Raw genomic sequence first — 11,368 nt, forward strand, 5'->3', positions numbered from 1 at the left:
CTACTTGAGCCCAATAAAGTGTAATAACCAAAAGGCCATAATTAAGATTCAATATTCGTTTTGGCGATAAGTAACATGCGATTTTCTTGTCAGAGTTTTGGAAAAACGTTTCATCAGCGTTAATTCTTTATAGTGATACAAAAATAGCATCCCTTTTTGTGAGAGGGGTGCTATTTATGTTGCTTACTTATTGATTAATTCAATTTTACTCTTACCATCGCCAAGTTTTTTGACGAGTAATTGTTGGCCGATACTCTGTTTCATTGATTCGATGTGACTGATTACACCAACAATCCGATTTTGACCGATGTCCTCTAAGGCTGCCATGGCTTCAGAAAGGGTTTCGTCGTCTAAGGAACCGAAGCCTTCGTCGACAAAGAGGGCATCTATTTGGACGCCGTTGGCTGAAGATTGGACGACTTCACTTAGCGATAAAGCGATTGATAAGGCAGCAATGAAAGTTTCACCACCTGATAAAGTGTCCGACGAGCGAATAGCATTAGTCTCTCGATCATAGACATTAATATCCAGACCATGATCACGTTGCTTGTTTCGTGCTTCTTCAGAAATTACGAAAGAGTAACGGTTATGTGAAAGACGATTTAAAAAGGTTTGATTGGCATAGGAAAGGATAGTTCTTAGATAGTTTTGGACAACATAAGTTTCAAGCTTTAATTTGCTATCATTACCATCTTTACCACTCACAATATTGTAAAGGCTAGTGATTCCGGCCAATTCTTTGGCAAAATTTCCTTGTTCTTGCATGATTTTTTGGACTTTTTGATAGCCTGCTTGAGCGTTATTGAAATTAGTTTCGGCTTTGGTCAATTGAGCGATCGCAGTATTTTTTTGAATTTGTAAATCAGTAGCTTTCTGCTTTAATTCCTCGATATTCGGTTTAGTTAAGCCGGTGAGTGTCTGTTTAAGCTGTTGAATATTTTTGGTTAATAGTTCTTTTTCTTTATTGTAACTGGCAATACTACTTTGCAAATGGCTTAAGTTGTCATCAGCCAATTCTGCAATCCACTCTTGTAAGATAGCTAGCTCATGGGTCTTAGCCGAAGTGGCGTTTAATGAAGCTTCTAGTTCTTTAGTTAATGTATCGATGGTAGTTTGCTCTTTATTCAAGCGTACTTCGATATCCTTCAACTGAGTTTGCTTGTTGCTGGCAACTCTTTCGGCGGTATTGAGTGAACTTTGAGTATCTTTAAGTTGAACTTGGAAGTCGTTATAGGCTTTTTTTAGAACTTGTTGTTGTTTAGCCAGTGCATCACTTGTCACTTCAGGATCGTCCAATTGTTGAAGCTTTTCGTCTAAGTCTTTTTGACGTGTGTCTTTTTGAGCGGTTAATCGTTCTAACTCGGTATTAGCAGTGACCGATTTAGTTTGAAGGTCTTGTAGCTCTTGTTGTAAGTTTTTGATTTCTTGAGCTAATTTTTGAGCAGTCTTGATTTTTTGATCGATGGTTTCCAACTTAGTTTGGAATTGTTGCTTGATTTTATCTAGGTCGAATTCAACTGGTAGGTCAATCTCAATAGTTTCGAGAAGTTCGTTATATTTTGAGGATAAATTTCGTAAGGCGGTAACTGATTCTGCTTGTTTTTGACTAAATTCTTCTGATAATTCGTCTAAAGTCTGATTGGCTTCTTTAACAGCATTATCAGCGGCAGCGTAAGTTTTCTGTGAATTATCAACTTCATCCATAGATTGGCGTAATTCAGTTTCGTTGGCTGTTATTTTTTGATTGGCGTAGGGATGTTCAGTTGAACCACAAACGGCACAAGCCTCACCATCTTCAAGTTCTTGACGAAGTTGGGCAATCATTAAAGTCTGTCGAGTTTTAATTTTCTCTTGATAGTTAGCCTTAGCTTTATCAAGTGTGGCTTGTTTTTTCTCCGCTTCAGCAGTGAGTTTCTTTAACTTCTCTTGCAATTTCTGTGTTTCGGAAATTGCGGAATCGCGTTTGTTTTCTAATGGAGTTAAAATTTCAATTAATTTTTCACGTTCATGCGTTAGTTGATCTTTTTTGTCAGTTAATTGAGTGGTATCGATGGCCTCTGTTTGTTTAGTAGTAATTTTTTGCTTAGTGGCCTCTACAGCAGTCACCTGTTCAGCATGTTTTTGCTGAGCTTGTTTTATTTGAGGGGCAAGTCGAGTTATTTCCGATTTGATTTTTTCTACGTCACGAACTTGAGCAATAGTCACATCTAATTTTTGGGCTTGTTGGTTTTTCTTGTCGTATTCTTTAGTTTGAGAATTTAGCTGTTCGAAGTTCTCTTTAACCTGTTGCAATTCCGACTGAGCGTCCTTTAACGCTTTGGTGGTTGTCTGCTTGCTTTGAGTAGTTTCTTGAGTTTCTTGTTTAGTTCGATCAAGATCACGGACAATATCTTGCAAGCCTTGGGCCCAAGTTAATTCAATGACATGATCTTTTTTATCTTTGATGGCAGTAGCTTGTTGAGTAATATTAGTTTGGTATTCTTGTTCTGATTCAGCTAACTTGTCGAAATTGGTATTAGTGATTTTGGCATCATGATATTTTTTGTCAGCATTTTGCCAGTCATTATCAACTTTTTTCTCGAAAGCTTGAGTCGTTGCTAAATGTTCTTTCCGAGCAGCGGTATACCTTTTTAAGGCTGATTCCAATTGGTCGTTAGGTAGGGAACTTAATTCATCTTGTTCAGTTTCCGACCAGACAGGGGATTCAATTTGTGATTTCAATTCATTGTTGAACTCAGCTGATTTTTGATTGGCTTCGAGGTAGTGATCCTTTAGTTTAGCAACGAAGTCGGTAAAAAGTTGTGTGCCAAAGATTTTTTTGAGGATTTTTTCCTTTTCATCAGTATTTGATTTCAAAAATTCAGAGAAGTCATTTTGTGGTAATAAGATGATCTTTTTGAACTGATCAGCACTCAAGTTCAAGATTTCAGTAATGGCATGGCCAACGTCAACTGGTTTAGAGGCGATACTTTCTATTTCAACTTGATTAACATCCTCGACAACCGATAAGTTGGCAGTGGGATTTTTCTTGGTGGTTCCGGAACCAACTTTTTTAGCGAGATATTGCTCTGGTGTCCGTTCCACTTTGTAAATTTTTCCATTTTGTTCAAAGTAGAAAATGACCTTGGTGACATCTTTATCCCCAGCAAATTGACTCCGCATCTCTTTAGCATCCCGATCACTGGTGGTGGTATTGAAGAGTGCGTAAGTCATGGCATCAAAAATAGTCGATTTACCAGCTCCGGTATCGCCGCCGATTAGGAAGATGGGTGATTCGTCTAGTTTACGAAAATCGATGGTCGAGTGAGCATGGGGTCCAAAATTATCGATCTCTAAATAAATAGGTTTCATTATTTTTCTCTCTCCACTTCATTAAAGATATTTTCCACTAATTGTTTTTGCGGGTTAGACAGGTCATTACCGGTAATGCTCTTATAGAAATTATCAACGGTTTCTTCTGGACTAGCTTCATTTAAGTTTGTAGAAATTGTTTGCAGATCGTCTTGTTGTTGGTCTATTTGATAGTCTAATTCAACAATCGTTCCATAGCGTTTTTGCAATTCTGCTCGGACATTGGTCTGTACGTGTTCGCTGCGGTCAAAGTTCTTAATCGTAATCGCAAACCAGGCCTTATTGATCGGTTGAGTAGCTAAAAAGTCCTTGTCGCAGAGTGTCTGCCAATCTTCTTTTATGGCAATTAAATCAGTTTTAGGTGAGAGCGATTTGAATTGATGAGTGATTTTTGAATCAGTGATTTCAACAATATCAACGCCCTTATTTTGCTGCTTAGCTTCTTTAACATTGAATTTAACAGGACTACCGGAGTATCTGATGGTTTCACTTGGAGAAGCAAAGTGAGTATGAATATGTCCCAACATCACATAATCGAAGTTTTTAAATTGATCGGTGGTTAAAGTTGCTAGGCCACCGACTTTGGAAGTTGTTTCACTAGTTAAGTCCAATTCATCATCAGAGTTGGGTGTGACAGCAAAGTGAGTTACTAAGAGGTGCTTTTTTCCTGGAGTAAATAATTTAACCATATCACTGATAATCAATTGCATAGCTGCACCAATGGTGGTGATTGCTTTAACTTTATCATCAGGCAAGTTTTGTTGATGGTAATAGGCTCTAGCATCAATGGGATCAAAGAAAGGCAACAGAAAAATTTGGCTGTCAGCAGTCTCGATGGGATGAAAAGCTTCTTCAATTAAGGTATTCAAATGAAAGTTAGTATATTCCATCCACTCACGCCCGTAGTTTAGACGTTTGGCACTGTCATGATTTCCGGAGATAGCATAGATTGGTAGATGATGTACTAAATTGATCTCACGTAACATTTTGTCCAAAGCAGTTACGGCCTCGGGATTAGGAACGGCACGATCATAAATATCACCAGCGATAACTACGCCATCGACTTTTTCATCTAAAGCAATTTGCAAAATTTGTTTAAAAGCATGTTCTTGTTCGTCCAAAAGTGAATATCCATTTAAAGTGCGACCGATATGCCAGTCGGCTGTATGTAATAGTTTCATTAACAATTCCCCCATTTGCTCTAATTGTAGCAGAAGTAGCTTTCTTAAAATGAAGTATATCATTATTTTAGAACGTATGTTCGTAAAAGCAACAAAAAAAAGACTGGGACAAAAGTCCAAGTCTTTTTTTTAATTAGTCGTTCAAGTTGTAACGCAATTTCATATGTTCAGAGCCCATGATAACCATGTCTCCCAACAGTTTAGTTTGTAATTCGAAAGCTGTTGTAGCCAATTTTTGATTAGCATCTTCCAAATACTTCTTAACTTTCTTTTGGTCTTTAATATCGGCATCAGTATCATTTTGAATCTTGCGATAGGCACTCATTGCTTCGAGTTCATAATCATTTCTCATATCAACGTATAAGTCATAATCAGTATCACCAAGTAAAGCAGTGGTACAACTTAGCCAGTACATGTTGTTAAGATCAAATTTACCTGTGGCATTCTTATATTCAGCCGGTGTGTCTTTGACATTACTGTAGAATGGAACGACTGTGTTGAAAGTGTTAGCACCGTAGGCCAACCAGTGGATACCAGCAATTTCAGCAGGAACATTATTTCTGATTTGAAGAATGTGAACATTGTGGTTCCGGTTGATACCGATAGGACGGAAGAGTTTCTTTTCTGCCTCAGTACCATCACCATAGACGTCGTACTTCGTATTTTCAAAGTGTGAACCTAAAACGAACTTAACATCTTCAATGGAAATCTTGCGATTGGCATGACAGATAAATGGCAAGTCTTGATCCATTGGATCTTCTGGAGTGTCATCAGGGCTGAAGAACTTTTGACCGTACCAAGCACGTGGATTGTTGTAAACAGTATCTTTAATAGATGAACTACCAAAAATATGTCTCAAGTTATATTGGTTGAAGTCAGGGTTCAAATTGTTGTCGTCGATCATAGCTTTTAAATCGTCTGAACAGAGTGTATCGTCAGAATCAAAGTCGAACTGATCGATGTTCATGCGGTTAGGAGCTACAACATAGGCGTCATCAGGGATACGAACGGCTGCCCAATGGTGTCCGCCAATAGTTTCAAGCCACCAAACTTCTTCGTTGTCAGCAAATGAAATACCATTTGGTTCGTAGGTACCATATTTTTTCAAAAGTGAGCCTAATCTTTTAACACCTTCGCGGGCACTGCTGATATATGGAAGGACGACAGTAACAAGATCTTCTTCACCTAGTCCGCCTTCGACGAATGGATCTAATCCTAAGACACGTGAATTAGTAGTGATGGTTTCTGTGGCTGACATAGCAACATTTTTGCTATTGATACCAGCTGCAGGCCAGATACCGTTAGTTAAAATAGAATTAGGGATTGAAGTATAACGAAGTGGTTCATCTGGTAAGTCAACTTTTACTTTACTGATGACTGAAGTATAACTCTTAGGCTGATCTTCAGGATTTACCACGACGAAACGTTGAGGGTCTAGAGCTTCGTGACCATCGTCGTTACGAGAAATAATAGTTGAGCCATCAATTGAGGCCTTTTTACCAACTAGAATTGAAGTACATGAACCTTTAATACGCTTTTCCATGATATAGAGCTCCTTTATTAGTTTTGATACTTTGATTATAACTTTTCTAATCAGGTTAGCCAAATGGAGCTAGCAGAATAAAAGCTATTTCGGTAAATTGATTTGAGCGTTTTGGATGGCAGTCAAGTATTTTTCTAAAAGAACATTTTTGGCTTTAAACTGGGCACCGGGCTTAGTATATGTGGCAACTTGGATAGTCAAAGTACCATCATTTTGATTAGAAAATCCTAAGATTGCTGGCGCTTTAGTAATTTGCAGTTCAGTTAAATCTAAATTGCGGTTGATATCTTCGATAATCTTCGTAATTTCATCAAAGGGGGCAGTACTGCTGATGGGAATTTCAACTAGTGCTTGCATGTTATTGCGTGATTTGTTGCTGACAACGGTGATACTCCGATTAGGGATGTAGTTTAAAGTGCCATCAACGCTTTGAATTTGTGTAGTTCGGATACCTACGTAGGTTACCCGGCCTTCGATATTATTGATCTTGATTGTATCGCCGACACTGATTTGTTGTTCCAACAAGATAAAGAAACCGTTGACCATATCTGAAACGAATCCTTGAGCGCCAAGTCCAATAGCCAAAGAAAAAATTCCGGCACCAGCAATTAGAGTACCAACGGGGATGCCAATAGCTGATAAGATAGCGTAGATCCAGAAGAACAGTAGGACATATTTAAAGATGTTGAGCACAATGGTGTATATGGTATCTAGTTTCTTAGGGGAGATGGAGGCTTTGGTATTTCTCAAGCCAGTTTTGAAGATATGCCGAATGATTTTTTTACCGATCCAGTTGATCAGTAACAGGACGATTGTCAGTAAAACCAATTGGAAGACGGTTCCGGCAATATTTTGGAGAAATTTTTCCCAGTCGACTCTTTGGAAAAGGTTTTTGAGGAGTGAATTGATATTGAGAGATAATTGCAAGATTATGATTCCTTTCAAAAAAGATACTGAAATAATCCTATCATATAAAAAAGGCCCCTCACAATAATTAGTGGGCCTTAGTATCGGTACGTAAGATTTTATTAATTGCTTTATTACGAGCTAATTCATCGATCAATTTATCCAAATAGCGGATTTTTTGAGTTAGCGGGTCGGTTATCTCTTCCACTTTTACTCCACAAATAGTTCCTGTGATTAAAGCAGCATTTTCATTGAAGTGAGGAGCTTCATTGAAAAAGACAGCTAAAGTAATATTTTTAGCAATTTGTTCAGCTAGTGAATTTTTGTCGTATCCAGTTAGCCAAAAGATGATTTGATCGACTTCATCTTGGGAGTGTCCTTTACGCTGTGCTTTTTGAATATAGAGTGGATAAATATCGTTGAATTCCATCTGACTGATACTTTTTCTGCCCATTTTTACCCTCCGAAATTCTTTTACCCATAGTTTACCAAAATGAGTGATAATTAAGATGTATAAACGTTTGGCTTATGAGTCAAATATGGTAAAGTAGTTTAATCGTTAATTAATAGAAGGGAATTTAAAAATGGCATACCCACAATTAGATTTAGATAATGCTACTGGTAGTGTAGCAACAATCAAAACAAATCACGGAGATATCAAGATTCAACTCTTTGATGAGCTAGTTCCAAAGACTGTTAAAAATTTTGTCGAATTAGCAAAAAAAGGCTATTACAATGGAATTATTTTTCACCGTGTAATTCCTGATTTTATGATTCAAGGTGGCGATCCTACTGGTACAGGTATGGGTGGCGAAAGTATTTATGGCGATAGTTTTGAAGATGAATTTACTGACCAGTTATTCAATTTAGATGGTGCTCTTTCAATGGCCAATGCTGGTCCTAATACTAATGGCAGTCAATTCTTCATCGTTTCAAATCAAAACATGCCAAAACGCATGCTCAAGGAAATGGCTGCAGCTAATTATCCAGAAGAAATCGTCGCTGCTTATAAGAATGGCGGAACTCCTTGGCTTGATCATCGTCACACTGTCTTTGGTCAAGTGATCGAAGGGATGGATGTCGTCCGTGAGATCGCTCGAGCAAAACGTGATGGCAACGATAAGCCTAAAGAAGACATTATTATGGAATCAGTTGAAATTAATAAGTAAAATAAAACGTGAGCTACTTTTTGAAGTTAGTTCACGTTTTTTTACCTCAAATTTAGGGAAAAGAGATATCTTATGAAAAGTGTGAAAGAATTCTTTATTCTGACGCGAGTTTATTCGGTTGTTACTTCTGTAATGCCGGCTTTATTGGGGATGATGTTTGCTGCTTTGTATTACCATCAGTTTCAAATCGGCCCCAGTATCTTGCTATTTGTTGCTGTAGTGGCTTTTCACTTGGCGGTCAATGTTCACAATACGATCGTTGATTATTACAAATATCAGAGTCAACCGCAGATTTTTAAAAACAGCGTTAATAATATTTTAAACGTGCGCCAAATTACACCTAGACATGCTAAAACTGTGGCGATAGTATTAACTCTTATTTCAGCAATTATTGGATTTTATTTAGTTTTTAGAACGGGAGTTTTCGTCTTAATTATTGGGATTTTGAGTTTTTTGATTGGCTATTTTTACTCAGGCGGGTTGAAGTCAATTTCATATAGTCCCTTTGGTGAAGTCGTTTCTGGGCTAACGATGGGCTATAATATTTCTTTGCTTGCGGTTTACGTCAATTTGGCTGGCAGTGAGGCCTTCGAATGGAACTTTATTATCAAAACAGCCCTAGTGTCACTAGTAGCTGTTTTTGCAATCAGTAATATTATGTTGGCAAATAATATTTCTGATGCCAATGAAGATGAAAAAGTTGGGCGTCATACGATTGTGGCCTATATTGGACAAAAGAATTCATTATTGATGTGGATCGTCTGCTATGTTTTAGGGTATGTAGCTGTCATTGCTTCGGTAATATTGGGATATTTACCACTTTATAGCTTGATTGCGATTGTCTTGACTATGCCATTAGTGATCATTAATAGTATTAAGTTCGTCAAACGTCCGAATAAAGTCGTAACCTTTGTAAATTCGGTAAAGAATGCTCAGATTTTAATGATTTCAGTTTTGATTGGTGGTTTGATCAGTCTGTTCTAAAAAAGAGTTAATGATTCTTTTATAAGTATCTTTAAAGTATGAATTTTTAACAAAAACTAAGTTGATAGGATGTTCGATATTGAATCCTGGAAGGCTTAGTTTTTTTAGTCTGCCGGCTTTTAAATCTATTTTGACTAATGATTCGTACATAAAACTTATCCCGATATTGCTCTTCAATAGTTCGATAATTGTTGAGGGACTAGCAATCTCCAGCGTCTTTTCAAAATCAGAGAGATGGAGATTTTGGGTGCCTAGCCAGTTTTCTAAAATTTGCCGACTACCTGAGCCTTTTTCTCGAATCAAAAGTGGGGTTGTGAATAGGCCTTCGATGGTATCTGCCGGTATTTCTTGATGCGAGACGCAAATAAAGTTCTCTTGTTGCAAGAAAAAGGAGTCAAATTCGTCTTTATTGAAATTTCCCTCGACTAATCCAAAGTCAACTTTCCCATTACGGATGTCTTGCAAGATATGCTCAGTATTATTGATCCTCGTAGCTACCACACTAGTTTTACTGGATAGATGATGTAAAAATTGTGGTAAAAGAGTGGCGCTGAGTGATAGAGTACACCCCATTTTGAAACTATGGGAAGCTTGTTGGAGTGATGCGATTAGTTTTTGACTTTCAAAGGTGATTTTTTTGGCAAATTTGGCTAGTTCTAAACCAGCGGAGGTTATTTCAATCTGATGATGTGTCCTGATAACGATTGGAAAATTAAGTTCACTTTCCAATGAAGCAATCTGTTGTGAGACGGCCGGTTGGGTGATGAATAATCGCTTGGCAGTTTTGGTAAAGGACTTATTTTCGACTAATACAATCAAAGTTTGATAACGTTTATCTAGCATTTTTGAGCCCTCCATAAATTTAGCTTATGAGTTAGAAAGAAATACTAATTTTTACTTATATAGTTTCTATATTATCATCTAACAGATGGAGGGAACTGTATGTACACGAAATTTTTCGAAAAGAGTTTTTATTATGCTTTCGCAATGACATTGATTTGTTCTATTTTGGGAACAATACTAGGGGGACTGCCATATTTAACTATTGTTGGCGCTTTGGTGATCTCTCTGATTTTAGGGATGATGTTTCAGCTGTATCGGCCTTTAGTTAAGCAAGCTGAGATCGGTATCGGATTTATTTCCAATAAGTTTTTGCGCTTAGGTATTATTCTATTAGGATTTAAATTGAATTTAATTGATTTAGCCCACGCGGGAATTAAAACAATCTTGTTGGCAATGGTTATCGTAACTGGGGTTATCACGTTAACTTATAACATTGCTCGTAAGTTGGGTGTCAGCAAACGATTGGCAATCTTAACTGCCAGTGGGACAGGTATTTGTGGGGCAGCAGCGGTTATGGGAATTTCACCGCAGATTAAAGTTGCTCCTGAAGAGCAAAGTGCTAAACACAATGATGAAGTTTTAGCAGTCGCCATCGTTGCTATTTTAGGAACAGTCTTTACACTGATTGAGATTGCACTTAAGCCAGTTCTACATATGTCGGGAACACAGTTTGGTGTAATGGCCGGTGGTTCATTACATGAAATAGCCCACGCGATTGCTACTGGTGGAGCAGGTGGATCAGTTAGTTTAAGCGCCGCTATCATTACTAAACTTTCACGTGTTCTATTGTTAGCGCCAGCTGCTTTGATTATCGGTATCTGGTATCAGAAACAAGATGTCGCTACTGATGGTGAAAAAGGTAAGTTGCCGATTCCTTGGTTTATGGCCGGCTTCATATTGGCAAGTATTATTGGAACATTTATACCTATGCCAAGTCAGGTATTAAACGGGTTAGTCAAGTTAGCTTATATTGTTTTAGGAATGGCAATGGCAGCACTAGGTATGAGTGTCAATTTCAAAGCCTTTTTAAGCAGTGGCAAGAATGCAGTTATTGCTGCAACTTTATCTTCGGTAGTTTTATTAGGGTTTACGATCGTGATCAGTAAAAGCTTCTTTTAAAAGGATGTCCATTTGATAGCCATGTCAAAGTCAAATGGACGTTTTTTTTTTACAATTTGGACTGTTATTGGTCAAAAAACGTGCTATAGTATTAAGCAATAAAGTTAACCGATAAGATTTTGTTTTTGGGTATCTAATAGGAAGAAACTCGAATATGATTCAATTGTGTCAAATAAATTGAAAAAAATTACAAAAAGTACTTGCATCGGCTTATCTTTAACGGTAATATATTACCTGTTGTTGCGACAGAGCAACGGTGTCAACGGTTTGAA

Annotated in this window: 9 protein-coding genes; 3 read left to right on the forward strand and 6 right to left on the reverse strand. The window is 37.6% G+C overall.

Annotated features, from left to right (window positions below; genetic code table 11):
• Positions 1 to 183 precede the first annotated feature (183 nt).
• The 5 genes from ACYT32_RS07290 to ACYT32_RS07310 form a co-directional block, all read right to left on the reverse strand.
• Positions 184 to 3,351 (reverse strand): AAA family ATPase, encoded by a 3,168-nt coding sequence (locus ACYT32_RS07290; RefSeq protein WP_395265260.1) that lies wholly within the window; start codon positions 3,349 to 3,351, stop codon positions 184 to 186.
• Positions 3,351 to 4,532, reverse strand: coding sequence for a metallophosphoesterase family protein (locus tag ACYT32_RS07295; protein ID WP_395265259.1), 1,182 nt, complete (start codon positions 4,530 to 4,532; stop codon positions 3,351 to 3,353). The genes ACYT32_RS07290 and ACYT32_RS07295 overlap by 1 nt, the downstream gene beginning before the upstream one ends.
• Positions 4,533 to 4,665: 133 nt before the next feature.
• Positions 4,666 to 6,075, reverse strand: coding sequence for a C69 family dipeptidase (locus ACYT32_RS07300; protein ID WP_395265258.1), 1,410 nt, complete (start codon positions 6,073 to 6,075; stop codon positions 4,666 to 4,668).
• 84 nt (positions 6,076 to 6,159) lie between these two features.
• A complete protein-coding gene (locus ACYT32_RS07305) occupies positions 6,160 to 7,002 on the reverse strand; it encodes a mechanosensitive ion channel family protein (protein ID WP_461793386.1) in 843 nt (280 codons plus the stop codon).
• 67 nt (positions 7,003 to 7,069) lie between these two features.
• Positions 7,070 to 7,435, reverse strand: coding sequence for a DUF2200 domain-containing protein (locus tag ACYT32_RS07310; protein WP_395265254.1), 366 nt, complete (start codon positions 7,433 to 7,435; stop codon positions 7,070 to 7,072).
• 130 nt (positions 7,436 to 7,565) lie between these two features.
• Between ACYT32_RS07310 and ACYT32_RS07315 the strand changes: the two genes are divergently transcribed.
• Both ACYT32_RS07315 and ACYT32_RS07320 read left to right on the forward strand, forming a co-directional pair.
• The gene (locus ACYT32_RS07315; RefSeq protein ID WP_395265252.1) at positions 7,566 to 8,150 is read left to right on the forward strand and encodes a peptidylprolyl isomerase; all 585 of its coding nucleotides are present in this window, start codon (positions 7,566 to 7,568) and stop codon (positions 8,148 to 8,150) included.
• A 72-nt stretch (positions 8,151 to 8,222) separates the two neighbouring features.
• Positions 8,223 to 9,134 carry a prenyltransferase gene (locus ACYT32_RS07320; protein ID WP_395265250.1) on the forward strand — a complete coding sequence of 304 codons (912 nt, stop codon included), beginning with the start codon at positions 8,223 to 8,225 and terminating at the stop codon, positions 9,132 to 9,134.
• Here the strand turns inward: ACYT32_RS07320 and ACYT32_RS07325 are convergent.
• Positions 9,099 to 9,977 (reverse strand): LysR substrate-binding domain-containing protein, encoded by an 879-nt coding sequence (locus tag ACYT32_RS07325; RefSeq protein WP_395265249.1) that lies wholly within the window; start codon positions 9,975 to 9,977, stop codon positions 9,099 to 9,101. The two genes, ACYT32_RS07320 and ACYT32_RS07325, sit on opposite strands and share 36 nt — an antisense overlap.
• A gap of 99 nt (positions 9,978 to 10,076) precedes the next feature.
• On the opposite strand from ACYT32_RS07325, the gene ACYT32_RS07330 reads away from it, so the two are divergent.
• Positions 10,077 to 11,096 carry a YeiH family protein gene (locus ACYT32_RS07330; RefSeq protein WP_395265248.1) on the forward strand — a complete coding sequence of 340 codons (1,020 nt, stop codon included), beginning with the start codon at positions 10,077 to 10,079 and terminating at the stop codon, positions 11,094 to 11,096.
• Positions 11,097 to 11,368 lie beyond the last annotated feature (272 nt).

It is taken from the genome of Companilactobacillus sp. FL22-3 (genome assembly GCF_054881455.1).

Coding starts and splice junctions, on each gene's coding strand:
- ACYT32_RS07290 (WP_395265260.1), bottom strand. CDS start 3,351: ATGAAACCTATTTATTTAGAGATCGATAATTTTGGACCCCATGCTCAC.
- ACYT32_RS07295 (WP_395265259.1), bottom strand. CDS start 4,532: ATGAAACTATTACATACAGCCGACTGGCATATCGGTCGCACTTTAAAT.
- ACYT32_RS07300 (WP_395265258.1), bottom strand. CDS start 6,075: ATGGAAAAGCGTATTAAAGGTTCATGTACTTCAATTCTAGTTGGTAAA.
- ACYT32_RS07310 (WP_395265254.1), bottom strand. CDS start 7,435: ATGGGCAGAAAAAGTATCAGTCAGATGGAATTCAACGATATTTATCCA.
- ACYT32_RS07315 (WP_395265252.1), top strand. CDS start 7,566: ATGGCATACCCACAATTAGATTTAGATAATGCTACTGGTAGTGTAGCA.
- ACYT32_RS07320 (WP_395265250.1), top strand. CDS start 8,223: ATGAAAAGTGTGAAAGAATTCTTTATTCTGACGCGAGTTTATTCGGTT.
- ACYT32_RS07325 (WP_395265249.1), bottom strand. CDS start 9,977: ATGCTAGATAAACGTTATCAAACTTTGATTGTATTAGTCGAAAATAAG.
- ACYT32_RS07330 (WP_395265248.1), top strand. CDS start 10,077: ATGTACACGAAATTTTTCGAAAAGAGTTTTTATTATGCTTTCGCAATG.